Below are 21,850 nucleotides of genomic sequence, written 5' to 3' on the forward strand. Positions count from 1 at the left end.
ATTGCATCATCTCAACCTATCATCAGTTTCCCCACTCTTTATATATCTGGTGGTTTGTCTTGGGTATTAAGTAAAGGTTCTTAAGATGCAACTTTTCCTCTAAGAATTTGGACTATGGGCGTGTAGGCGATCGCACCTCCCCTACTTCTCCTCTATCTTTGAGTAAATCTGTAGTTGGGCTTGTGGATAAAAGTATTAATCTTGGAAATCTCTAGTTAAAATCATACATTTTCAGTAATATGTTATACAAAAACTTACTTTGGATATTACCAATCGCCTCTACACTCAATTTTTTAGTTGCCATACCAAAAGCTCAAGCTAACTGTCCTGGATCTGTTCAGCCACTTGAGGAAGTGCAACCGCAAGTGCAGCAACGTTGGGATGAATTACAGCGCCAAGAAACTTACCCTTGGGGTACAACAAAAGTGTATGAAAGCTTAAAAGGCGCTCGCATCACCCTAGCTAAGAGTTTCGATCGGCTGCGTGGCTCACACAAACAAGAAGCCCTCAACTTGCTACGACTTGGCAATTACTTGCATAGCGTTTATGCCAGTGATGGCCGCTTGCTTTCGGCAGTGTATGACGCTTGTACGCGGTTTGATATGTTAACAGAGAAAGCACGTTATAGCTGGTATTACAATACTATTGGGCGATCGCTACCCTCCAATTTGCCTCGTGAAGCTCTGCGGAATGCTGGCCGTCCATCTTGGCGACAAGTGCGTGTACCCATTAGCGAGGCGCAAGAGCAAAAAATCCGCAATTTGTTCTGGAGCAAAATGGGCTACAGCCAAGCGAACAATGGTATGTGGATTGCCTGGGTTCCAGAACACGGTTATTTTGAAATTAATGTACCCAATGGCTACAACATCAAGCAATTAGGGCAATTTTGGCGTTCGGCTCCACGTAACTATCGCTATATCGTACTATCAACTGACGGTTCATTAATATCAGACGCTAACATGGATCAGCGGTAGAAGGGCTACGCCTACACCCTTTTGGTTTTCCTCTCTGCGAGACGCGCTCACGCGAACGCTTGTATGCTCGTTTGAGGCGAAGGCGTTTGCTGAAGTGCTGAAAGTGAAATAATAAACCAATATGCCCTGCTGGTAGGAGATATAGCGATGACCTATACCATGCATGAAGCTCAAGAAGTAGCAAAGCTGGCTGCTGCTGACATCGAGGCTTGGCTGCGCTCTAAACCAGAAACCATTGACGTTGTTAATGTTGAAAATGACCTAGATTACCAACGCAGAGATGTTGACCTCATCTGGACAACGCAAAGTGGCGAAATTTTGATCGAGATTAAGGGCGACAGGTGGAATAAAACTCGTAACTTGTTTTTTGAAACCCACAGCAATTTGGAGAAAGGAACCCCCGGCTGCTTCATGTACACCGAGGCAGATTGGCTTTTTTACTATTTTGTCAATACTCGCCAACTCTACAGACTACCAATGCCCAAAACGCGGGAGTGGTTTCACATCACCATGCGGCGGTTTCGGGAACGCTCAACTACAACACCAGTGGGGAGCGGTTGTTACACTACTTTGGGGCGATTAGTACCAATTACCACAGTGATGTTGGAAGTTGCTGGGGTGAAGATGGAGCAGCTGTAAGGGGCGATGGGGCGATCGCTGATGAAAATTCTTAGAGGAAAAGTTAGCAGAGGAGGAGCGATGCCTCCGGTTTTTGTGCTTCCTACGCTCTGTTACTAACTCTGTACTAATTTTTATAGCTAAAATAGATTTTTCAGGTGGGAGAAGAAATAAATTTTCAATATTTATACTTCACTAATAAAATTTCTCTCAGATCTGTAACCGTTTCACAAACTATATCTGGCTTTGAGGCTTTTAGTAAGTCTTTTTCTAAAGAACCCCAAAGTGTTCCAATGGATAAAACTCCTGCTGCTTTAGCGGCTTGAATATCTTTTGCTGCATCACCAATAGCAACTGCCTCTGATGCTTCTAATCCTAAACTTAGTAAGCCTTTTTGAATAGGGTCTGGATGAGGTTTATGATTAGTGGTGTCGTGATAACAGACAGTTGCATCTATCTTCCAATCACAATGTTTTATTACCTTCTCACAATATGGTCTTGGGCTAGAAGTAACTATACATATAGGTACACCAATTGCTTTTATCTCTTTTAGTAGCTCTGATATTCCTGGATATGCATATAGCTGTGGAATTAGTTTATACACATTAGACCATTGTTTGTTTCTGCGGAATTGTTCAGCCACTTGAGAATCTATAAGGGTTTGGTCAAGGTCTATTAAAATTCCCATAATTTGCTATACATAATTTGCTATAGTTTATAACTACTAAAAAGCTTAAAATGCTACTTCAAACAACTTAGTCTTTTCAAAATATTCCCAAGCAATTCCATCTGGATCTTTCTTATGGCTCCATTCTTTAAAAAATTCAACCCCTTTTGCTTTATTTTTAGAAATAGTAGATGGATTTACATTCAACCTTTCCGCTAACTTTTTAGTATTTAAAGCATTATTTGTATTGCTATCTATTTGATGAATTTCAACTATTTTATTTTGCGAAACATCTAAATTTTCAATTGGTAAGGTTAGTTGACAACTTAATTGTTCAGCCCCATTAATATTTTTTTCTTTAAATACTTGAGACGGGTAAGTTACAGTTTTTGAGGTTTCATCAATCAAATAAGCTGTAATAAATTCATGTAAAACTTGGTTAACTGTCATGCCATTTTCAGCACATTTAACTTCAAATTTTTGCTTTTCCTCTTGACTCAAAATAACCTGAATAGTTGTATTATTGTTTTCACCTATTACTTCTGTAGCACTTGTTTTTTGCGATTCAACTATTTCTGCTTTGGTTGAAATATTTGGAGTTATTATGTCTGAACCAAATAATTCTGTTGTTTCTGTATTTAAAGTAATAATTTTTCCAAAAACATTACTTAGAAAACTTTTGAAATCGTCTGCATTTTTAAGAGAAAATGCTTTTCCTTCAGCAATTAATTTTTCGTTTCCTCGTGATTTATCAGAACGATGCTTAGGTTCATAATTTATACAAGCAAGAACTCTACCTTGCTCAAGACAAAATTTAGCTGTATGCATTGTTCCACCTTTAATGTCAGTTTCAATAATTACTACAGCAGAACTTAGGCCACTTTGTATACGATCTCGCTCTACAAATTGATTTTTAAAGAGCTTATTACCAATTGGATATTCACTTACAAGGCATCCACCATACTCAATAATTCTTTGAGCCAATTCTCGATTTTCAGACGGATAAATCCTGTCTAATCCATGTGCTAAGACAGCAACAGTACAACCTTTTCCGTCTAAACAACCTTGATGACCAGCAGTATCACAACCTTGTGCTAAACCACCTACAACTATCAAACCTTGCTCTGCAAATCGTTGAGCAATTCTAATTGCTGTTCTTTTACCATAATCAGTAGGCTGGCGAGTTCCAATGACAGCTACTGAGCATTCTGGTTTTAAGCAATTGATATCTCCCTTAACATAAAGAACTGATGGAGGATTTGTTATGGTTCTTAATTGTTGTGGAAATTCTGGATCGTCAATTCCAATAACCTTAATACCAGCCTTGTCATGTTCTTCTAATAATTGTTCAGCACGATTGAAAGCTGATTCTAATTGTGAATTAGTTAGATTAATATATGTAGATGCTACTTCATAAAGTTCTTTTAAATTTGAAGGTTTAAATGATAGGTTATTTAAAATACGCTGAAGAGTACTTTTACCTACTCCTGGTACTAAATTAAGAGTTAGTATATTAAGAGTATCCAATCGTTGCATAAATATTAGTAACTTGCTGTTTTGCCTAAAGCTAATTTTACTACTCTTAATGCACCAGCTTGTTCTAATAAAGTTTCGCAAGAAAGAAAAGAGTTACCAGTCGTAGTAACGTCGTCTAAAAGAAGAACTGTTTGTCCTTTAAGCAGGTGATGGTTATTAACCTTAATAGAATTTAAGTCTACATTAATATCCCGATTTCCACCATTTGATTTTTTTTCAACCTTCTTATATCTTTGCAGGCAAGAAGTAGCATCTATACGTCCTTGTTGAGTCAGCAACAATGCTACTTGGTTGATTCCAGTATTAATATTTTGAGGGTCACTGGAAGGAACCGTTATGATAGGAAAGTTTTTATCCAGAAGTAGGTCAATTTCTTTAAAAAAATAGTCTATAGCAATCCGAAATCATTTATGAGAAAATACTGAAGAGATATAGCAGTAATATTTACGACAAGTGCTTGGATGATAGCGATGTGGATACAATCATTAGAAGATTTTATCAGACATAGCCAAGATAAACGTGAAATTACAAGAGCAATGGCAGTCAAAATGTTGCTTTATGGATACAAACATAAAGAGATAATGCCAATATTGGGTGTTTCATCAGGCTTTATAAGTACATGGAAAAAAGCATTTTTTGAAAATGGAGTAGATGGTTTAAAGTTAGCATATAAAGGCAGCAAAGGATTTTTAGATACACAACAACATAGGGAAGTGATTGAATGGCTACAAACAAAGAATGAATGGACGCTTAATGAGCTAGAATACCAAGTAGCATCTAAGTATGAAGTAACATTTGAATCTAAACAAAGTTACTATGATTTGTTTCATGAAGCACGTATTAGTTGGAAGAAAACTCAAGCTAATAATCCAAAGCATGACCCTGAATTAGTCGCTTTAAAAAAAAAGAGATTTGTGAATTGTTGGAAAAGCGACGACCCCAAATCGAGACAGGAGAGCTAGTGGTTTTCATCATTGATGAATGTCATTTACTCTGGGGAGACATAATAGGATATATCTGGGGTAAAATGAGTGAGCGCATTTCAATTCCAGTCGTCAATGCTCGTGATAAACAAACATACTTTGGTGCATTAGACTATAAAACTAAGGAATTTCTCACCTATTCTGCTAAGAAAGGTAACTCAGAAAACACAATTAATTTTTTAGAGTATCTCCGCTCACAACGTCCTGATGCAAAACTTTTAATCATTTGGGATGGCGCTAGTTATCATCGCTCTCAAAAAATCAAAGATTATTTAGATTCTTTGAATGCGAATTTAGAAAAAGAACAATGGTTGATAACTTGCGAAAGGTTTGCCCCAAATGCACCCCAACAGAACCCTGTAGAAGATATTTGGTTGCAAGGCAAAAGACTGATTCAAGAGTTGCATTTTTTCTGTCATTCCTTCTCTGTTGTCAAGGCTTTATTTGAGTTATCGCTTAATTGTCAAATTTTTGACTTTCCTAAGCTCCATGAATATGGTGTTTTCTCATGAATCAGTTAGGATTGCTATATCTTTCTTTTGTCACTCCGGGAAGAGTAAAATCAGAAAGAAGGGCTGAAAGCCAGGAGGGGAGGATGACACAGCCAAGAAGCCCCAAACCTAGCATCAAATTTGTGGATGAATATTGTGCAATCTACAGAAACATCTTTCCAGAAATTAGGAGTTTTGAAAATTTCCGAGATTTACATTTGGGAAATAGTATGTCTGTATTAGTAAAGCTGCTTAAGGAAATTTTAGCCCCACCGACTGAACGCGGGGATTTTGATGTGTTAATCGAGCGAGAAGGGGAGATCGCACTCCATGTCTTTCTTTTAGACGAAACTGCTTTAAATCTTGTTAAGCCAAAAAATTTCAGAATATTTGCTGACAGCACACCAGCCTGAGTGTAGCTAAAATGTATCAAATGATATATCAAGTATTACACCAAGTTTGTTATTTGAGTTCAGAGGCTAGATGACCATAAAAAAGCCCCTAGTCATTCATCAGCCAGAAGTTGGCAAGCTAATCCGCGAACTTCGCTTGCTGTCAAATTTGACTCAGGAACAGTTTGCAGCACATTTGGGTGTGACATATCCCACAATTAACCGTTGGGAGAATGGACGCACTAAACCATCGCCTTTAGCAATGGAAAAGATTGAGGTGCAACTAATCCAGATGGGCGATCGCGGTAAGGATTTGCTAGAGAAGTATTTGGAAAATTAATATTCTTTGAACATTGGAAAATTTTCATGCTAAAAGTAGTAATTTTATAGAGGTAATTATCTATGACTTTAAGTTTTACCAATGTAATAGCCAAAATCGCATCTGTAGATTTATTTAAAAGAAATAGTAATACAAACAATATAGAAACTGGTATTTTTATTGGTCGTCCTTTTCACATTGATTATGAAAAAGCATATATTTTAGTTGCTGATTCTTGGAAGCTAAAAGCTAAAGGAATTCCCCAAGGGTCTTTTCTGCTAGCTTATTACGAGAATGAAAATGATGTTTATGAGGTATTGCTTCTCAGGGTTGTAAAACCAGCAAAGTTGCCAACTGATAATGATGTTATCAGTTCAATGATTGAGTATTACAAAGATAATTTGAAAACTAGTGGTAAAGAAAGTCAGTTAGATAGCTACACAAAATATGAATTTAGCTTTTCTGGGCTGGAATGCAGAATTTTAGGAACGTTTTATAAAGATGATAAAGGATGTACACGTTTTGGTGCTGATGTTGAAAACTTTTATAGCGCTCATAATTATAGGGTAATTAAGCCAAACCCAGACGTATTAGAACTTATCGTTAACTTCCGTGAAGAGGGCATCACAGGTAAGCCAACTGATATCAAAATTGGCAAGGTTCGCTACAGCTCTAGCCTTCGCTTCCAGGCGCAGGAAGATGATGTACCTGTATTTGTAAGTCCAAAAGACTTTCTTGGTAAACGTACTGCTCTATTTGGAATGACCCGCACAGGTAAGTCAAACACAGTTAAAAAGGTCATTCAAGCTACTGTTTTGATGAGCGATAAAGCTGCTTATGCACTCAACGGTAAGTTAAATGGTAGCGCCGTAGCGAACTTAGAGCCTTTAACTGAAGATGGTTTACCAAAGTATCCAGTCGGTCAAATCATATTTGACATCAATGGTGAATATGCAAATGCAAATATGCAGGATGAAGGTACAGCCATATTTGAAATATACAAAGAGCGAACCATCCGGTACAGCACTCTCAATAAAGATGGTTTCAAAGTGATGAAGGTGAACTTCTACAGAGATGTAAAATCTGGATTTGAATTAATACGCAGCCATTTAGGACTAGAAACTGCCGATTATGTAAAAAGCTTCTTATCAATTGACCTTGAAGAACCAAAGGATAAAACTGATTTTTCGGCTACTACGCGATATGAGCGTAAAAAAGCTGCTTATTTGTGCTGCTTGTATAAAGCTGGATTTATTGTGCCTAATGGTTTTACAGTCAAGTTTCAGGGTCAAAAGGAACTCAATCAATTAGTAAAAGAAGATGGAAGCATAGATCCCAGTAAAGGTATATCACTTGAGGAAGCGAGCAATTGGTTCACTACCATTTGGGAAAACTACAACCATGAGTTCTTCAGTGATTATAAAAAAAGTAAAGGACGTGAGTGGGCTGATGAAGATTTGAAAGCTCTGCTTATTTTCCTGACACGGAAAACTCAACCCAGTGGCAAAGCAACTATTAATGGGTATATCAAATTACGAGATATTGCTATTCTTCATACAGAAACAGTTGGTAAACCCTTTGAAGAAGAAATTATTGAGGAGCTTCGCAAGGGACAGATTATCATTGTAGATTTGTCACAGGGCGACCCAGAGATTCAACGCCTGTATTCCGAACGCATTTGTCGCCAAATTTTTGCAGATGCAATGAATCGCTTCATTCAAAATACATCTAACAACTTCATTCAGTTTTACTTTGAAGAAGCTCACAATCTTTTTCCTAAACAGAATGATAAGGACTTAAGCCAAGTCTATAACCGGATTGCCAAAGAGGGTGCAAAACTCAATCTTGGCTTAATTTATGCTACTCAAGAAGTGAGTTCAATAAGTTCCAACATTCTCAAAAATACTCAAAATTGGTTTATTGCCCATTTAAATAACGAGGACGAGACAAAAGAAATTAAAAAGTATTACGACTTTGGAGACTTTACTGAATCTTTAGTCAGGTTTAGTGCGGATAGTGATAAAGGTTTTGTACGCATGAAAACCTACTCTAATGCCTTCGTAGTTCCTACTCAAATTGACCGTTTCTCTAAATAAAAAGTACGTACTATATGGGATATACAAGCAAACGTGGGCGGCGGCCTAATGAGTATGCCAGCAAGTCTGCACATAGTCACATAATTAATGATGAATCATTACAGGAGTTTCTTAGTCAATGTAATCTCCCTAAATCAGCAGATGAAGTAACTATTTCCGACTGCCTTAACTTTTCCTATGAACCTGTAACAAAAAATCCAATCCGCAATATTATCGCTATTGATGGTGGATACAGTGAAGTATCTGTACAAACTGGTTTCCCATCGTCAACTGTCTGCTTTTTTCAAATCGGGGCGCTCATCTTTAGCATTGATGATCTTGATGGACTTGGTAAACAGCCTTTCATAGACCCAGATGATATGGCGAAGTTAAAGCAGATTCAACGTTTAAAACTAACTCTGCCTGTTCGTAATATTCAATTTAAAACTGAAAGTACACTTGTAAATTCAGTACGTAGAACTATTCATAACTTTTTCTGCCAGAAAGTAGACAATGAAGAATTGATTACAACACTACGGTGGTTCATCTTTCAGGAATATGAAACAAGTTTATCAACTTGGAACTTAGCAAGTTGTCCAGTTTGCGGACAGACAGGTATTCCCCTTAATCTGGGAGACATGACAAAGGACTATACCTTTTCTTGTAATCATTGCAGCACTGAGATTTTTCTAACAGATGTATTCCGGCTACATGAAGCTATTGATGAAGAGTTAGGTGCTGGCGGTATTTTAGGATATTTGATGACTACGTTAGAGCAGATTATCCTAGTTCACCTCATTCGGCTCATTCTTAAGATGAAGCCTGCTTTATTGGAAGAAATCTTGTTTGTTAAGGATGGCCCACTTGCCTTTTTCGGGCAAACAGCAAATATGTACCGTCCGATGCGATCGCTTGTTAACTTTCTGTTTAAACATCACAATTTATACCTGGCTGGATTAGAAAAAAGTGGAGCCTTTGTAGAACACGCCGATGAAATATCTGAGAAGCTTGCAAACGGAACTCTACTAATTCTAAATAATGATTACATTTACAAGTACATTCTCCCTGGTAAGGCTGACCCAAGCAGACCTTATGGTTCTACAACTTACTACAGCAATAAGTTGATTTTTAAAACATTAGCAGGCGGGATGTATATTGTTTCCTTACCAACTTCAAATAATATGACGAATCCCAAAGAAGCAGACTTTCAAAACTTGGGTGCAATTTTAACCAACATTGAAAAGCTCAAGTGTGATATGTACGATAGTTCCCTCATTCCTGTTGCTTTAGCAAACAAGCTTGTCTCTTTAGCTGACCATCCTAGCTCTAGAATTCTTCAGAAGTTTGCCAAAGGTGCAATTATTAGTTGATGGTTTTGAAAGGTTAGCGATCGCTCATGAGCAGGCTTGATACCTCCCTCGAATCTTCTGGCGCAGAATTTTTGGTACTAGGTCATTTACTGATTGAGGGCATTCAGGCATTCAAAGCCTACACCAACTTTCCTGGCTATGACCTCATTGCCACTAATCCCGAAAAAAACCTATCCTGCCGTATCCAAGTCAAGAGCCGCTGGGCAACCGACTTTGACGGAGGTTTTCCCATCCGCAACTTTGACTGTGACTTCGTTATCTTCGTTGCCCTGAACAGAGGTTATAGATATCGAAAGAAAGCCTCAGAGCAAAATAATGGGCGACAAGAACCACAGATTTACGTCTTTCCCGTTGATGTTATTCGCAAAGCCCAAAATCCTCAAAGCCAGTGGGGTAAAGTATTTCTAAGACATTTAGATAATCCCAAGCAGTATTCGAGTAATTGGTATTTAATCAAAACCTTTCTCATGTTTGAGGATTAATAGAAAAGCGATCACACACCATGCCTAAAATTATTACAACCTTAAGTACGGTTATCCGCACCGATACAATTGTTCTATTTTTTCTATAAAGGCATTAAAGTACATAATTCATTGGGTTTTGCATTGATTAAGTTAGCTTTCCTTTCTAGCGATCGCAGTTCGTCTAGTCAATACGTGTGGTAATGATGCTAGTGCATTGGTAGTAGAGAAATGAAAAATAATACTAATATCGGACTAGGAATAATTACAATTACTATTTTGGGATTAATAGCTTGGGGATTATTTCATGAAATTGGTCAAGCACCTTGGCAATTCATCACAATTTTAATTGCTTTATTGGGGGCATTAATTACATTTGCTGGTAATTTGCAAATTCAAATTCGTAATGAACAAAAACCTAATAAAGTCGAAATATACGATGAATCTATCCCACTAATACCAGCAATATGATAATCTGCTGTTGATGAAGATAAGTTGCATTAAGGTATGGCAGGGCGATTTGAAGGATTAAGCGACGTGGAATGGAAGTTGTTTGAAGATATATTCCCCAAGGAGCCAGAAAAGAAAGGGCGAGGAATGCCCCATGCGCCGTTTCGTCATGTACTTAACACCTTACTGTATATATTGATAACAGGATGTCGTTGGTGTGATGTTCCCAAGGGAGAAATATGGGCATCAAAAAGTGCAGCGCACAGATGGCTGATGCGTTGGGAAACAGACGGAACGTTAGAAAGTTTACAAGCACGTACACTAGGAATTGCTCAAGAGAAGGGTTTAATTAACTGGAATTACGGTGCTGTAGACGGGTCTTTTTCCCCCTGGAAAGGGTGGCGGTGAAGGAGTTAAGTATGGTCATAAAGGTAAAGGAATTTTAATACATACCCTGACTGACGGTAATGGAATGCCTTTAGCCAATTGCACAACACCTGCCAATGGCAGTGAACGAGATCAAGTTATTCCACTACTCGATAGCGTCAAAGTCAAAACTAATAAACCCGGTAGACCACGTAAACGAGTAAAGGTGTTGGCAGCTGATAAAGGTTACGATTCTAAAGATAAACGTGCTGCTTTACGTAAACGCGGTATCAGGCCACAATTACCCAAGCGTGTTTGGAAGAGCAAGAAAAATCGGGGCAGACCCATCAAAATCTCCGTTCCACGTTTTCAACAAGAGCGTTGTTTCGCCTGGTTTCAAAGAAAATATCGCAGGCTTGTTGTTCGATGGGAAAGAATTGCTGCCTGCTTCAACGGTTTTCTTTCTCTTGCCACAATTCACATCTGGATTAATAGAACCTGCTAGTGCAGGACGGCAGGGGCCAGTACCAGATTTAATTAAACTCCCCAGTTTTAAACATGAGGTAGATTACTTGGCCCAAAGAGTGCAACAGTTACACGAGCGTAATACTCCCTGGAACGAAATAGCAATTATTTATCGCTCTAAATTTATGGGCGATTGCATATATAACCACTTCCAGCAAGCCCAAATCCCAATCGAGTGGGTAAATGCCAGCAGTGACAGCCGCAACTATCACCCAGCCGAGCTTACTATCAAACTTATGACTATGCACTCATCCAAGGGGCTAGAGTTTCCAGTAGTGTGCATTCCTGGTATTGGTTATATGCCTTACCAGTACAATACACCCGCAGAAGAAGCACGGTTATTGTATGTCGCCATGACACGGGCTATAGAGCAACTGATTCTGAGTTGCGCTCGCCCATCGAAATTTACCAGCCGTTTGGAGAAAGTACTCTTCAAGGTCACAGTTAAAGCAGCATGATTCAGATGCATAGCGATCGCTCCTATGCCCCATCACTACACCAAACAGCGCTGTTAGCGTTCGCTGTCTAGCATCTTCATCTGATGCTCGTCGTAGCGTGTTCCAGCGATCGCTGATGCCGGAATCGCCGCTTCGATACGGCTTAACTCCTCTGGTGATAATTCCACCTCAACAGCTTTTAATGATTCTTCAAGTTGGGTGCGCTTGCGTGCGCCGATTACTGGAATAATATTTCTGCCTTTTGCAAGTACCCAGGCAATAGACTTGTCCGAAATATTAACTTAGGAAAAGAAAAATGGTAAAACGTTGAATTGAGTGTCTACCATTTTTCAAACTTAGTTATGGTTTTTGATTATATCCAAAAGTACCCACACCGAACAAAACAAATTTTAGGGATTAGTTACGAACAATTACAATCACTATTAAATTGTGCCTGCAAACGTCACCAAGAAATTAAAATTCAGCAAGAAAGCCGAAAAATAAGAATTAATGCGGCTGGTGGAGGTCGCAAAGAATTATTATCAATCCAAGAACAAGTATGCTTATGTCTATTTTATTTAAGACAGATGCCGACATTTCAAGTATTAGGAATGTTATTTGGGATATCTAAGACAGAAGCCAACGATACTTTTCATTCTTGGATACCAATACTGCGAGATATTTTACCAGCTAGTTTATTAGAACAAGTCTCAAATAATGAAAGCGAATTACTCTTTGTTCAGGAAGTATTAACCAATTTTAGGCTATTAGTCGATAGCCTAGAACAGCCAATCTATAGGAATTCTGACCAAAAAGAACAACAAAAATATTTTTCTGGCAAGAAGAGACAACATACATTGAAAAGTCTAATGGTCGGGATACCAGAAGGTAAGGATATTGTGGAGGTGGAAGTGGGCGTTCCTGGGCCAACAGCAGATATAAAATTGTTTCGTCAATCTCAAAATAAATTTGATAAATCTCAACCCTTTTCAGGTGATAAAGGTTTCCAAGGAGGCGAAAACATCACTACTCCTCATAAAAAGAAACCAAAACGAGAATTAACTCAACAGCAAAAAGATGAAAATAAGGCTTTGTCTAGTAATCGAATATTCATCGAACATTTAATTCGATTACTTAAAATATTTCGCATAGCCTCACAAAGATTTCGATTAAAGCTCGATACTTATGAGCAAATTATCTTAACAGTATGTGGGTTGGTTAGATTAAGGATAGGTAGTTTAATTTTACCAACTTAGCAACTAGGAATAACTAGAAAATTTAGAAAAATAGGAGTTGATTTTTATGCCTCTATACTATCAGTAACTATCTTAAACCCTTGTAATTACGTTTTGACGCAAATATCAAAGTTTTGTCTCAAAGCTTTGAACAGTCTGGCTTTGGAGTTTTCGGACAAGTCTAATGGCCAACTGTGAAGGACTAACTCCTTTAGTTGTAGCAATTTGCTTTAGCTCTTCAACAAAACGCTGGTTTTGGGCAAAGTTTTCTTCCCTAAAACGCGGTAAATAGGCACGGAAGTCACCTTGAGCAGATGGAGTAGAACCACTCAGTAGACCTCGCGAAAGAACGCCATAGGCAGTCACGCCAATACCAAGTTCTTCTAGTACGGGAAATATCTCGGTTTCAGGACTACGGCTAATGAGCGAGTATTCAATCTGAAGGTCGCTGATGGGGTAAACAGCGTGTGCGCGGCGAATAGTGTCTACTCCCACCTCTGATAAACCGATATATCGGACATAGCCAGCCTTTATTAGTTCAGCGATTGCTCCTATGGTGTCTTCAATAGGAACTTGTGGGTCTAGTCGAGCAGGACGGTAAATATCGATGTGGTCTACTCCCAATCGAGTAAGACTATAGGCTGCGAAATTTTTAACGGCGGAGGGCCGCGCATCTGTACCTATCCATCCACCATCAGGAGAGCGCATTGCGCCAAATTTCACAGAAAGCAGGGCTTTGTCTCGGCGGTCTTTCAGCGCACGACCAATCAGCATTTCATTGTGTCCGGTGCCGTAGAAATCACCTGTATCTAGCAGCGTTACACCGTAATCAAGAGCTGCGTGGATGGTGGCAATACTTTCGTTGTCGTCCGCCGTACCGTACATTCCGGACATACCCATACATCCAAGAGCCAAGGGGAAAACAGTTAGACCAGTAGAGCCGATTTGACGAAGCTCGATTCTATGTTCAGTGGTCATAGTTTTTTTCCAATTGTTCTGTGTTTACCCTAAGCGAATTAGTTTCCATTTGCAACAAGGCAGCGGCAAGTTTAATAGTATTTATGTACTATTAAAGCCAGAGCGCGTAGGCGTAGCCCCTTAAAGTAGACATCGCTCTCATCTGCTAATCTAGGCTATGAAAAAATATAAGCGATATCACTGTTTATTCAACTAAGTGTTTGAGGAACTGGCTTGATTGAGAAGGTCAATAGCATCTTGGTCGAGATGAAGATTGACAGCTTTGATAATATCGTTGAGTTGCTCAACCTTGGTTGCACTAACAATAGGAGCAGTAATAGTGTGATTAGCAATGAGCCACGCCAGAGAAACTTGGGTGGGAGTAGAATTATAAGTTTTTGCCACCCGATCAATTGCCTCTAAAATTCGCAAACCACGAGGGTTTAAATATCTTTTTACAGAACTACCACGCAGACTAATAGACAAATCTTTTTCTGAGCGATATTTACCAGTGAGAAAGCCACTGCACAAAGAGGAATAGCTAATTACACCAATTCCATGTTCAGTGGAAATTTGTTGTAAATCCTGCTCATAACCATCTCGGTCATACAAGTTATAACGAGGCTGAAGGCTCTCGTAGCGAGGATAGCTATACTGACGGCTGATTTCTAATGCCCTCCGCAGACGTTCTGCACTATAATTTGAAGCACCAATTGCACGTACTTTTCCCTGACGAATCAACTCTGCGTAGGTTTCAAGAGTTTCTTCAAGTGGAGTAGTTTCATCGTCAATATGCGATTGATATAGATCAATATAATCAGTTTGTAACCTTTGCAATGAGTCTTCAACAGCTTGTTGAATGTGTTGACGAGAAAGCCCTTTGCCTTTAATGCCCATATCGTTGCCAACCTTAGTTGCAATCACCACTTGGTCACGATTTTTACGCTGTTTGAGCCATTTTCCTAAAATTGTCTCGGACTCTCCACCAATATTTCCTTTCACCCATGTGGAATAGACATCAGCTGTGTCAATAAAATTACCTCCAGCCGCTATAAAGTTATCTAAAATCTCAAATGAAGTATTTTCATCAATTGTCCAACCAAACACGTTGCCACCAAAACATAATAGTGATACTTCTAGTCCTGAATGTCCAAGTTTACGTTTTTGTGTAATGACCATAAGTTTTCTCTCAAGACAGTTTTATAATTTCTTGTGCCAACTATGGCTTTATAAAAAATACAATATGCTCTTTAAACTACGATAAATATATCGACAAACCGTTATTTAATAGCACACGAAGAGTATCATGAAAAATCATCCAAAATCAAGTCTTTTTATCGTTCTATTACTTCTTTTGTCTTGACTTCTGGGAGAGAATCTCAAGCGGTTATGCTTACCAACAATAGAAACAAAGCTGTTGCTCCCGTCTTACCAACTCTACCAATTTTTGAGAGCAGCGATAAAAGCGGGCTGCGATCGCCCTAATCAAGCGAGGAAAACTGATGAGCGATACCTGCCAGGTTACTTGGGAAAGCCGCCCCCTCAACGCTACATCATCAAAAATCAGGCAGAAAACGATTTGAAGGGGCTATTTGCCTTTATGCTGAAGCGGAAGGGAGAAAAAACATTTATGAGACAAAATCCCACCTACCACCTTAGCTTACTGAAAGCCCTGACTCTAGCTTTCTTTGTATTGGCATCCGTAATGCCCCCAACTGTTTTAGCCAACGAAAGCGAAAAAGCGACATTCAACAGTACAACCACGCTCCAAACTATACTGAAGAGCAGTCATCGCTCAGAGCAGAATCGCCTCCGAGACAAGTACCGCCACCCCGCCGAAACTCTCGAATTCTTCGGTCTGCGCTCCAATATGACCGTAGTTGAATTATGGCCGGGGGGTGGGTGGTATACTGAGATATTGTCCCCATTTCTAGCACCCAAGGGACAACTCATAGTTACTAACTTGGCTCTCCGCACGAGTAAACCCGCTTTGGCTTTCCAAGAGAAACTAGCAGCTAATCCAGAGATTTTTGGTAAGGTCAAAGTAGCCCAAATCAATCCCCCAAATGAACTTACCCTGGCCCCAGACAACTCTGTGGACATGGTTGTTACCTTCCGCAATATTCACAACTGGGTCAAAGCTGGCTATGACGGGCAGGTTTATGCAGCAGCTTACAAAGCACTCAAGCCAGGAGGCATCTTAGGGGTGGAAGAACACCGCGCCAAAGTAGGCACTTCTTTAGCTGAGAGTATAAAAACTGGCTATATGTCTGAAGACGGGGTAATTGCTGCTGTACAGAAAGCAGGCTTCAAATTGGTGGGCAAATCAGAAATTAATGCTAACCCAAAAGATACCAAAGACTATCAAGGTGGAGTGTGGACACTACCTCCAACCTTGAGCCAAGGGCAAAAGGATAAGCAACGTTTCCTCTTGATTGGAGAGAGCGATCGCATGACTCTTAAGTTCGTCAAACCAAACTGATGATTGCAATAGGTGCGTACGTAGCAACGATGACCATCGCATCTGCACGGAAATGACTGTTGGTGTGCGCCCTTCTTAAAGGATGCATAGCGATCGCTCCTCCCAATTCACCCGCCGTTTGGAGATGGCATTAGGTAAAGTGGAGTGGTAGCGAAAGAAATTTGATTGTGTTCACAATATATTCTTAGAGGAAACCCAAGCTTAGGCGTAATCTGTCGCAGACATCACACCCAGCTCTCATGACTAACATCCACGACCTTGGCATGACTGATAACGAATATGCTGCTCTTGTTGCCAAAGGATACAACCCAAATTTAGAACTTGAGCTAATAGAACTGGGCGAAAGTCCAGCTATAGCAAGGAAGTTGAGCCTAATTGTAGGGCTAACACAAGATAAACCACCCCAAACTGACCTGGAGTGGGAAGAGTTTATGGCAGCTTGGGGGGATTAGTTCTCTTGGAAAGTGGGCGAGCGCTGTACAAAGGTACTACGCGTTTAAGCAGTGCGTCTAATTGGTATCTTCGGAAATAATGTCAGTGTAACTGTAGAAGTAGGGTAGAAGTAGTCTTGTATGCTCTTGTACCTAAAGAAGTTATGAAAGAAATCAGCTATTTAGAAGCATGGCAGTTATGGTTTTCTGGTCAGCAAACTAGCAGTTATCTTCTTTGGGGAATGCAAATATTGTGGTGGGGCAGAATTGGTAAAGTCATTCAGTTGATATCAGCCCTCACAATTTTAGCTGAGATTATTGGTGCAGAGAGAATTCGTAAATTTGGTAAGTCACTACGTAAAGATTTTACTATTTTGAAGTTTTGGCAAGATTTTAAGCAAGTCAGCCAAGAATTCTTACAAGATTTATCACAAACTAGGATAGCTGGAAAATTTGATATATTAAAACTGATTTTCTTTAGCATCAAGTGGCTACCTAAAAGCGCGAAGATAATACTTCTTACCTTAATAAGTGGTTCTGCTATTCTACAAGAATTGTTTATTAATACTTTTATTATTAACTCTATGGCTTGGATATTAGAAAGACCTTATATAAGCAACTTAATAAAAGTAGTTAGTGTTCTCTTGCTCCTGATAGGTTTTCACTTCGACCTTCTGGCATCTTAGCTTTTTAGTGAATTAAGCAACTTGCCTTGATTATTTAAAAGTGATCGACCCCTAAACCCTGCTAAAATCCCTGTATTCAATACACCAACTACCATGTCTGGCAAAGGATTTGGGCAACGCCAACCTTCAAAAATCGATAAAATTATTGAATCTGCGGTGCGCTATTGCCAAAAACGCAATCCAGAAGCACTGGATAAAATTTTTGACAATCTGCCTGTGAAACTCAACAAGCAGGTGTTATACCAATTCACGAAAAATTTGATTCAAATAAAGCATCAAGAATAAAGTCCCAACCTGTAATAGAAGCAATGGTTGATGTGTTTAATTTCTCCAAACGCTTCCAGATAAATTGTCTTAATTCATCCAACGCTCCAAAACTTTCCCACGCCAAATATCTTTTAACTTCCTCCCACAATCGCTCAATTGGATTAACTTGCGGTGTATGTGGGGGTTGAAATAACAAAATTATATTTTCTGGTATCTGAAGATGTTGACTAAAATGAAAAGCACCATTGTCTAACTGAATAATATGTATATCTTGGGCATAATTAGCCGAGAATTTTTCTAGAAAAATCTGAAAACAAGCTGCATTTAAATGAGAGAATTCCCAAATAAAATTCTCACCAGTTAATGGTTCTACCAATCCATATAAATAAAAATTTTCTCGCTTCCATTGCATGATGCCAATAGGCTTAGTACCTTTTGTAGTAATTAATCTTCCTGCTTCTGTTTTCAGTCCTACGCGGCTTTCATCCTCACACCAATACCTAATTTTTCTTTGTCTATCTATTGGTGATATGACATATTTCTGAATTACGTCTAGGTATTGTGGGAGTTTTTTTTAAACTCTTCTTCCGCTTCTGGTTGGTGTTTAATGCCTACTGCACGCGGCACCTTTAGCTTCGCTTTCATTTGATAACGCACTGTATCATGTACTACTTTGTATGAAGCTTCTACACCCTCTACCGCTTTTAACCATGTTCGGATTTCTTCATAACTTTTAAATCCCTGGGGGTCTTCCAGTTCCTTTGAAAGCTGCTCTCGAACATCTGTGTTAATAATTGGTGGTCGTCCTGAACCTTTTTTTCTTGATACGAGACTAGTGATTCCTGACTCTGCATAAACTTTTAACCACCTTTGTACCGTCGCGCTTCCTCTGCCCAATACCACTGCTAAATCTTGTATTGTCTTTACCTGCTTTATCTTCAGTAAATACAACGCTTGAATCCGTTCTTTACCTAATGCTGTTTTTTGTTTTCTTAGCAGCTCATGTAATTCCTCGGCTGACTCCTTTATTTTTACTTTGGTGACTCCTGCCATAAACTTCTGCTCATATTTCTTCCTTAATTATCTTTATCATTTTTTTAGTGAAATGGTATTAGATAATACAGTTGCAGCTCTATAGAAAAGGATATTGATAGCCTCAGTTGGCTGTGTGGTTACTTCGCATCCGAAATTAACAGCACTTCAGACAACGATAAACCTTATCATCCCATTACGCTATTATCAAAACTGTTGATTAAATGTGGAATGCAACCATTTGTTGACTTTATGCCCGACATCGGTTGTCGCATTTCTATACTCAACACCGACAAATTTGCAGCCTTACCTCCTAAAGTTCAAGCAGCAGTCAAAGAAGCTTTTGAGGTAGTAGAAACTAGTGGGGAAGAAGCACAAAGGATAAATGAGGCGCTGCTAAAAGAGTTTGAAGTGTAGTAGATAAATTGTGGAATTGATTGATGAGCGTAGTTTACCGCCTTTGGCATCACCCTTAATTCTTAGAGGAAATCTGGCTTAGGGGCGATCGCAGCTTGTAAAAGAAGCGAGTTATAATTTCGCAGGTTCCAATAAAACTATTAAACTGTTTTCCCACTCATCAAAAAACCCATCCGGCCATCGGTCAATCCTGCCATCTTTATCAATACGTGGTGACAGAACTTTAATAAAAGCTTGACCTTGTTTTTCTTGACGTTCAAAGTAATGTAATTGCACATCTTCTGGCTCAATTTTTCTGCTATGAACAGCAAGACGAATACCGTTTAAAATATGGTCGCTATGAGTTTCTACCACAACTTGAACACCACACTTAGCAGCCAGTACTAACAGTTTAGCAAGCTTTGTTTGTGCTTGCGGATGAAGTGCGGTTTCTGGGTGTTCAATCAAAATTAATGCACCTGGATTGGAGGCGAGGATTGCCACGATAATTGGTAGAGCATAAGTAATGCCATATCCAACATGGTCACTAAATTTTAAGTTAACCAAATCCATATCTAGATGTGCGTTAACTTGTATGCCTAAACCAGAACTTATTTCTCCCATCCATGCCTCAACTTGGTCTAGCAAATTCATTGATTTTGCTTGTGGGTGAGCGAGGTTAGCGATGGGGATTGCTTGACTGCCGTAGGTATAGAGAAAATGCGCTGTATATTCGCCAAGCGCACCAATTTGTTTAACTTGTCGCGTTTGGTAATTTAAAATTCCTGATACAGTGGTAGCACGTTCTGATTGAATGTGATGAAATTCTCCACTGAAAATACTTGACTCATAAACATCGGCATCAACAGATTTAAATCCAAGTTCTAAAACATCAGCTTCTCTCTCTAATGAGTTGTAGTTAAAGTGCCATGTTCCTTTAGTTTCGTTGTTTAAACTTAGCTCAAAGCCTACATAATCTTGTTTTGCATTCTCATACAAAGTATCACTAGCCCTACCAATATTTACCAAATTCCCATTGAGTAATAAGCCAGTGTTTGGTAGTAAACCTTGCTGGTAAGATTGGCGCAGCAGTGATATTGCTTGCAATACTGATGACTTACCAGTATTATTGTAACCAGAAATTAAAGTAAGTAATTTTAAATCAACTAATTGATTCTCAAATGACTTAAAATTTAGCAGTCTTAATGAGTTAATCATTAATATCTAAAATAGATGTGTTCTTATTTGTTTAATTTTATTAGAGTTTGGTTGCTTAACTCCAGTAATTTCAGAAAAATATAATTTTTTCAATAAGATGACACCTGAAACTATCAAAGAGTTTGTCACTATTGCTAGCAAAATAGCGAAGAGAAGAAATCAAGCGATCGCAGTGTTCAAATATAATAATACTTATTACATGACTGATGCTCGTGAATGGGAAAATGGTCGTGCTTATGGGCAATATATTACCACGGTAGAACCTGAATAAAATCAACCGTCAAGTGTTTCATCTTGCTGAAACTTTTGCCAATCGAATCTAAGCGTCAGCATTTCAAACAAGACGGGAGGCAACACATCTAACTCTACAGGTTCACCAGTGTAGATGATATCTGGAAAGTCTTGAGGGTAAAAGATTCCATGAGGAATATTCTCTCCTTTAAGCCACATCTTGGCTCGATAATCAATGCGCTCACCTGATGGTAAATCAATCCAAAAATGCGGCTCAATCCCTTGATTTTGCAAAGTCACAACCCCATACATTGGCTGATGCTCAATGCCGTGATTAGTTAGTACAGTGTGACAGATGCGAACCATACCATCACACTCTGTTTGAGAAGAATCATATGGGTCAAGGAGTTGTTTAATTATTTCTCTTTGTGTCATTTCATTAATCCTTAATCAATTCCAAACCAGTCTCTCTTGCCACCCGTTGAGCTACAGATTCGCTAAAAGGGCGAGGATTAGCTTGCAACCATTGAGAAAATTCATGTATTAAAATCTCGTTATAACTATCTAGATTTTGCTCTAACCAATCTGCCTGTAAGCCATAACCAAGGTCTTCAAGAGCAAGGATGACACAGGCATAATTGAACATATTACACAAGCTGCTAGCCCTAACCTCAGCCAATGCTTCCATTAAAAGCGGGGGGCGATGCCTATCGTATACGCTGCTTTCCATTTCAATATCACCTACTCTTCGGACGCGGCTAAGTTTTGCTCTTGCATGATTGGCGTAATCAAATTGAATATCTTCGTTAGTCCCTGGCGCAATGATTCTTGAGAGAAGTTATAGCCACGCTCGGCAGCTATAGTCATGATTGCAGTGTTATCTTTTGCGCTCATTGCTTCCATGAGCAGGTCTAACAACACCTTATCTTGAAGGGCTTCTGCAAAAAAGTTCATAACTTGTAGTTCGCTTTGAGCAGCATTTAGAGACTCATTCATTTCCGTCCTCATCCCGCTTTACTTCTACCACCTTAACGTCAAACCCTTCCCACTCTTCCACAGTAAACCCCGCTTCAGTTTCGTCTGGATACTGCCGCGCCATTTCCTGCCATGCAGCTTCTTCGTTGATTGCCCAAATGTAATGCCCCTGACGTTCGCGCAGGTCATTTTTACCAGTGCAGTCATGAGCATAGAGGGCATTACGGGTGCAGCGATATTCGCGCATATTTTTTAGAAACTTGACTTTGCACCTGT

The 21,850-nt window shown here is 39.2% G+C and carries 32 protein-coding genes; 19 read left to right on the forward strand and 13 right to left on the reverse strand.

All coding sequences use genetic code 11. The features are described 5' to 3' along the window. Window positions 1-239 precede the first annotated feature (239 nt). Both AACU33_RS37215 and AACU33_RS37220 read left to right on the forward strand, forming a co-directional pair. Complete coding sequence (locus AACU33_RS37215; protein WP_096595749.1) at window positions 240-974, forward strand: phosphoribosylaminoimidazolesuccinocarboxamide synthase; 735 nt, start codon at window positions 240-242, stop codon at window positions 972-974. 147 nt (window positions 975-1,121) lie between these two features. Further along, window positions 1,122-1,613 carry a hypothetical protein gene (locus AACU33_RS37220; RefSeq protein ID WP_339376586.1) on the forward strand — a complete coding sequence of 164 codons (492 nt, stop codon included), beginning with the start codon at window positions 1,122-1,124 and terminating at the stop codon, window positions 1,611-1,613. A 157-nt stretch (window positions 1,614-1,770) separates the two neighbouring features. Here AACU33_RS37220 and AACU33_RS37225 read toward each other — a convergent pair whose 3' ends face one another. The 3 genes from AACU33_RS37225 to AACU33_RS37235 are packed head-to-tail and all read right to left on the reverse strand — an operon-like array spanning window position 1,771 to window position 4,076. Next, window positions 1,771-2,280 (reverse strand): HAD family hydrolase, encoded by a 510-nt coding sequence (locus tag AACU33_RS37225; protein ID WP_096595753.1) that lies wholly within the window; start codon window positions 2,278-2,280, stop codon window positions 1,771-1,773. 45 nt (window positions 2,281-2,325) lie between these two features. Next, a complete protein-coding gene (gene dprA / locus AACU33_RS37230; protein WP_096595755.1) occupies window positions 2,326-3,795 on the reverse strand; it encodes a DNA-processing protein DprA in 1,470 nt (489 codons plus the stop codon). A 5-nt stretch (window positions 3,796-3,800) separates the two neighbouring features. Then, window positions 3,801-4,076, reverse strand: coding sequence for a phosphoribosyltransferase (locus AACU33_RS37235; protein ID WP_096595757.1), 276 nt, complete (start codon window positions 4,074-4,076; stop codon window positions 3,801-3,803). A gap of 195 nt (window positions 4,077-4,271) precedes the next feature. Between AACU33_RS37235 and AACU33_RS37240 the strand changes: the two genes are divergently transcribed. The 10 genes from AACU33_RS37240 to AACU33_RS37285 all read left to right on the forward strand — a co-directional run bounded on the left by AACU33_RS37240 (window position 4,272) and on the right by AACU33_RS37285 (window position 11,685). Next, window positions 4,272-5,290, forward strand: a protein-coding gene (locus AACU33_RS37240) for an IS630 family transposase (protein ID WP_096595852.1) whose coding sequence is annotated in 2 segments (ribosomal slippage) — window positions 4,272-4,692 and window positions 4,692-5,290 — 1,020 coding nt in all. Because the reading frame shifts where the segments join, the coding sequence is not laid out codon by codon here. 83 nt (window positions 5,291-5,373) lie between these two features. Continuing rightward, on the forward strand, window positions 5,374-5,682 hold the full coding sequence (locus AACU33_RS37245) for a hypothetical protein (RefSeq protein ID WP_339376587.1): 309 nt from the start codon (window positions 5,374-5,376) through the stop codon (window positions 5,680-5,682). 70 nt (window positions 5,683-5,752) lie between these two features. Next, entirely contained in the window at window positions 5,753-6,001 is a 249-nt protein-coding gene (locus AACU33_RS37250; protein ID WP_096595761.1) for a helix-turn-helix domain-containing protein, read from the forward strand. A gap of 62 nt (window positions 6,002-6,063) precedes the next feature. Continuing rightward, complete coding sequence (locus AACU33_RS37255; RefSeq protein ID WP_096595763.1) at window positions 6,064-8,076, forward strand: ATP-binding protein; 2,013 nt, start codon at window positions 6,064-6,066, stop codon at window positions 8,074-8,076. Window positions 8,077-8,090: 14 nt separating this feature from the next. Beyond that, window positions 8,091-9,425, forward strand: coding sequence for a DNA double-strand break repair nuclease NurA (locus tag AACU33_RS37260; RefSeq protein ID WP_096595765.1), 1,335 nt, complete (start codon window positions 8,091-8,093; stop codon window positions 9,423-9,425). A 26-nt stretch (window positions 9,426-9,451) separates the two neighbouring features. Further along, window positions 9,452-9,907 carry a hypothetical protein gene (locus AACU33_RS37265; protein ID WP_096595767.1) on the forward strand — a complete coding sequence of 152 codons (456 nt, stop codon included), beginning with the start codon at window positions 9,452-9,454 and terminating at the stop codon, window positions 9,905-9,907. 210 nt (window positions 9,908-10,117) lie between these two features. Next, entirely contained in the window at window positions 10,118-10,357 is a 240-nt protein-coding gene (locus AACU33_RS37270; protein ID WP_096595768.1) for a hypothetical protein, read from the forward strand. A gap of 36 nt (window positions 10,358-10,393) precedes the next feature. After that, window positions 10,394-10,744, forward strand: a complete 351-nt coding sequence (locus AACU33_RS37275; protein ID WP_096595770.1) for a transposase — start codon at window positions 10,394-10,396, stop codon at window positions 10,742-10,744. A gap of 46 nt (window positions 10,745-10,790) precedes the next feature. Beyond that, entirely contained in the window at window positions 10,791-11,207 is a 417-nt protein-coding gene (locus AACU33_RS37280) for a transposase (protein WP_339376600.1), read from the forward strand. Then, window positions 11,170-11,685 (forward strand): 3'-5' exonuclease, encoded by a 516-nt coding sequence (locus AACU33_RS37285; protein ID WP_339376588.1) that lies wholly within the window; start codon window positions 11,170-11,172, stop codon window positions 11,683-11,685. Before AACU33_RS37280 ends, AACU33_RS37285 begins: the two co-directional genes overlap by 38 nt. 53 nt (window positions 11,686-11,738) lie before the next feature. Here AACU33_RS37285 and AACU33_RS37290 read toward each other — a convergent pair whose 3' ends face one another. After that, window positions 11,739-11,960, reverse strand: coding sequence for an aldo/keto reductase (locus tag AACU33_RS37290; RefSeq protein ID WP_096595772.1), 222 nt, complete (start codon window positions 11,958-11,960; stop codon window positions 11,739-11,741). A gap of 66 nt (window positions 11,961-12,026) precedes the next feature. Between AACU33_RS37290 and AACU33_RS37295 the strand changes: the two genes are divergently transcribed. After that, window positions 12,027-12,920 carry a transposase family protein gene (locus AACU33_RS37295; RefSeq protein ID WP_096595774.1) on the forward strand — a complete coding sequence of 298 codons (894 nt, stop codon included), beginning with the start codon at window positions 12,027-12,029 and terminating at the stop codon, window positions 12,918-12,920. Between the two features lie 105 nt (window positions 12,921-13,025). On the opposite strand, the gene AACU33_RS37300 is transcribed toward AACU33_RS37295, so the two are convergent. Beyond that, window positions 13,026-13,877 (reverse strand): aldo/keto reductase, encoded by an 852-nt coding sequence (locus tag AACU33_RS37300; protein ID WP_096595776.1) that lies wholly within the window; start codon window positions 13,875-13,877, stop codon window positions 13,026-13,028. A 192-nt stretch (window positions 13,878-14,069) separates the two neighbouring features. Next, entirely contained in the window at window positions 14,070-15,035 is a 966-nt protein-coding gene (locus AACU33_RS37305) for an aldo/keto reductase (protein WP_096595778.1), read from the reverse strand. A 268-nt stretch (window positions 15,036-15,303) separates the two neighbouring features. On the opposite strand from AACU33_RS37305, the gene AACU33_RS37310 reads away from it, so the two are divergent. The 4 genes from AACU33_RS37310 (at window position 15,304) to AACU33_RS37325 (ending at window position 17,740) form a co-directional block, all read left to right on the forward strand. Then, window positions 15,304-16,338, forward strand: coding sequence for a class I SAM-dependent methyltransferase (locus AACU33_RS37310; RefSeq protein ID WP_339376589.1), 1,035 nt, complete (start codon window positions 15,304-15,306; stop codon window positions 16,336-16,338). A gap of 239 nt (window positions 16,339-16,577) precedes the next feature. Then, on the forward strand, window positions 16,578-16,790 hold the full coding sequence (locus tag AACU33_RS37315; RefSeq protein ID WP_096595780.1) for a hypothetical protein: 213 nt from the start codon (window positions 16,578-16,580) through the stop codon (window positions 16,788-16,790). A gap of 143 nt (window positions 16,791-16,933) precedes the next feature. Continuing rightward, entirely contained in the window at window positions 16,934-17,455 is a 522-nt protein-coding gene (locus AACU33_RS37320) for a hypothetical protein (RefSeq protein WP_096595782.1), read from the forward strand. Window positions 17,456-17,548: 93 nt separating this feature from the next. Further along, window positions 17,549-17,740 (forward strand): hypothetical protein, encoded by a 192-nt coding sequence (locus tag AACU33_RS37325; protein WP_096595784.1) that lies wholly within the window; start codon window positions 17,549-17,551, stop codon window positions 17,738-17,740. Here AACU33_RS37325 and AACU33_RS37330 read toward each other — a convergent pair. After that, window positions 17,703-18,269, reverse strand: a complete 567-nt coding sequence (locus AACU33_RS37330) for an IS630 family transposase (protein WP_096588143.1) — start codon at window positions 18,267-18,269, stop codon at window positions 17,703-17,705. The two genes, AACU33_RS37325 and AACU33_RS37330, sit on opposite strands and share 38 nt — an antisense overlap. Before the next feature lie 5 nt (window positions 18,270-18,274). Then, window positions 18,275-18,775, reverse strand: a complete 501-nt coding sequence (locus AACU33_RS37335; protein ID WP_096588144.1) for a helix-turn-helix domain-containing protein — start codon at window positions 18,773-18,775, stop codon at window positions 18,275-18,277. A gap of 210 nt (window positions 18,776-18,985) precedes the next feature. Between AACU33_RS37335 and AACU33_RS37340 the strand changes: the two genes are divergently transcribed. Beyond that, window positions 18,986-19,171, forward strand: coding sequence for a hypothetical protein (locus AACU33_RS37340; RefSeq protein ID WP_096595786.1), 186 nt, complete (start codon window positions 18,986-18,988; stop codon window positions 19,169-19,171). Between the two features lie 111 nt (window positions 19,172-19,282). Here AACU33_RS37340 and AACU33_RS37345 read toward each other — a convergent pair whose 3' ends face one another. After that, window positions 19,283-20,368, reverse strand: coding sequence for a DUF3696 domain-containing protein (locus tag AACU33_RS37345; protein WP_096595787.1), 1,086 nt, complete (start codon window positions 20,366-20,368; stop codon window positions 19,283-19,285). Window positions 20,369-20,465: 97 nt separating this feature from the next. Here AACU33_RS37345 and AACU33_RS37350 point away from each other — a divergent pair, with 97 nt between their 5' ends. Beyond that, on the forward strand, window positions 20,466-20,639 hold the full coding sequence (locus tag AACU33_RS37350; protein ID WP_339376590.1) for a hypothetical protein: 174 nt from the start codon (window positions 20,466-20,468) through the stop codon (window positions 20,637-20,639). Window positions 20,640-20,641: 2 nt separating this feature from the next. Here the strand turns inward: AACU33_RS37350 and AACU33_RS37355 are convergent, their stop codons facing one another. The 4 genes from AACU33_RS37355 to AACU33_RS37370 are packed head-to-tail and all read right to left on the reverse strand — an operon-like array spanning window position 20,642 to window position 21,821. Continuing rightward, the gene (locus AACU33_RS37355; RefSeq protein WP_096595789.1) at window positions 20,642-21,034 is read right to left on the reverse strand and encodes a hypothetical protein; all 393 of its coding nucleotides are present in this window, start codon (window positions 21,032-21,034) and stop codon (window positions 20,642-20,644) included. Between the two features lie 4 nt (window positions 21,035-21,038). Continuing rightward, the gene (locus tag AACU33_RS37360) at window positions 21,039-21,329 is read right to left on the reverse strand and encodes a hypothetical protein (RefSeq protein WP_096595791.1); all 291 of its coding nucleotides are present in this window, start codon (window positions 21,327-21,329) and stop codon (window positions 21,039-21,041) included. An 11-nt stretch (window positions 21,330-21,340) separates the two neighbouring features. Beyond that, complete coding sequence (locus AACU33_RS37365; protein ID WP_096595793.1) at window positions 21,341-21,595, reverse strand: Nif11 family protein; 255 nt, start codon at window positions 21,593-21,595, stop codon at window positions 21,341-21,343. Beyond that, a complete protein-coding gene (locus tag AACU33_RS37370; protein ID WP_096595795.1) occupies window positions 21,588-21,821 on the reverse strand; it encodes a hypothetical protein in 234 nt (77 codons plus the stop codon). Before AACU33_RS37370 ends, AACU33_RS37365 begins: the two co-directional genes overlap by 8 nt. Window positions 21,822-21,850 lie beyond the last annotated feature (29 nt).

This window comes from Calothrix sp. NIES-2098 (assembly GCF_963875125.1).
Lineage (GTDB): Bacteria > Cyanobacteriota > Cyanobacteriia > Cyanobacteriales > Nostocaceae > Aulosira.

Bases quoted from the DNA above. Each gene is read 5' to 3' on its own strand.
- dprA (WP_096595755.1), bottom strand. From the start codon at position 3,795: ATGCAACGATTGGATACTCTTAATATACTAACTCTTAATTTAGTACCA.
- AACU33_RS37220 (WP_339376586.1), top strand. From the start codon at position 1,122: ATGACCTATACCATGCATGAAGCTCAAGAAGTAGCAAAGCTGGCTGCT.
- AACU33_RS37325 (WP_096595784.1), top strand. From the start codon at position 17,549: ATGTCTGGCAAAGGATTTGGGCAACGCCAACCTTCAAAAATCGATAAA.
- AACU33_RS37300 (WP_096595776.1), bottom strand. From the start codon at position 13,877: ATGACCACTGAACATAGAATCGAGCTTCGTCAAATCGGCTCTACTGGT.
- AACU33_RS37270 (WP_096595768.1), top strand. From the start codon at position 10,118: ATGAAAAATAATACTAATATCGGACTAGGAATAATTACAATTACTATT.
- AACU33_RS37340 (WP_096595786.1), top strand. From the start codon at position 18,986: ATGCAACCATTTGTTGACTTTATGCCCGACATCGGTTGTCGCATTTCT.
- AACU33_RS37255 (WP_096595763.1), top strand. From the start codon at position 6,064: ATGACTTTAAGTTTTACCAATGTAATAGCCAAAATCGCATCTGTAGAT.
- AACU33_RS37275 (WP_096595770.1), top strand. From the start codon at position 10,394: ATGGCAGGGCGATTTGAAGGATTAAGCGACGTGGAATGGAAGTTGTTT.
- AACU33_RS37250 (WP_096595761.1), top strand. From the start codon at position 5,753: ATGACCATAAAAAAGCCCCTAGTCATTCATCAGCCAGAAGTTGGCAAG.
- AACU33_RS37360 (WP_096595791.1), bottom strand. From the start codon at position 21,329: ATGGAAAGCAGCGTATACGATAGGCATCGCCCCCCGCTTTTAATGGAA.
- AACU33_RS37315 (WP_096595780.1), top strand. From the start codon at position 16,578: ATGACTAACATCCACGACCTTGGCATGACTGATAACGAATATGCTGCT.
- AACU33_RS37335 (WP_096588144.1), bottom strand. From the start codon at position 18,775: ATGGCAGGAGTCACCAAAGTAAAAATAAAGGAGTCAGCCGAGGAATTA.
- AACU33_RS37215 (WP_096595749.1), top strand. From the start codon at position 240: ATGTTATACAAAAACTTACTTTGGATATTACCAATCGCCTCTACACTC.
- AACU33_RS37320 (WP_096595782.1), top strand. From the start codon at position 16,934: ATGAAAGAAATCAGCTATTTAGAAGCATGGCAGTTATGGTTTTCTGGT.
- AACU33_RS37370 (WP_096595795.1), bottom strand. From the start codon at position 21,821: ATGCGCGAATATCGCTGCACCCGTAATGCCCTCTATGCTCATGACTGC.
- AACU33_RS37305 (WP_096595778.1), bottom strand. From the start codon at position 15,035: ATGGTCATTACACAAAAACGTAAACTTGGACATTCAGGACTAGAAGTA.
- AACU33_RS37350 (WP_339376590.1), top strand. From the start codon at position 20,466: ATGACACCTGAAACTATCAAAGAGTTTGTCACTATTGCTAGCAAAATA.
- AACU33_RS37295 (WP_096595774.1), top strand. From the start codon at position 12,027: ATGGTTTTTGATTATATCCAAAAGTACCCACACCGAACAAAACAAATT.
- AACU33_RS37345 (WP_096595787.1), bottom strand. From the start codon at position 20,368: ATGATTAACTCATTAAGACTGCTAAATTTTAAGTCATTTGAGAATCAA.
- AACU33_RS37265 (WP_096595767.1), top strand. From the start codon at position 9,452: ATGAGCAGGCTTGATACCTCCCTCGAATCTTCTGGCGCAGAATTTTTG.
- AACU33_RS37355 (WP_096595789.1), bottom strand. From the start codon at position 21,034: ATGACACAAAGAGAAATAATTAAACAACTCCTTGACCCATATGATTCT.
- AACU33_RS37260 (WP_096595765.1), top strand. From the start codon at position 8,091: ATGGGATATACAAGCAAACGTGGGCGGCGGCCTAATGAGTATGCCAGC.
- AACU33_RS37365 (WP_096595793.1), bottom strand. From the start codon at position 21,595: ATGAATGAGTCTCTAAATGCTGCTCAAAGCGAACTACAAGTTATGAAC.
- AACU33_RS37245 (WP_339376587.1), top strand. From the start codon at position 5,374: ATGACACAGCCAAGAAGCCCCAAACCTAGCATCAAATTTGTGGATGAA.
- AACU33_RS37225 (WP_096595753.1), bottom strand. From the start codon at position 2,280: ATGGGAATTTTAATAGACCTTGACCAAACCCTTATAGATTCTCAAGTG.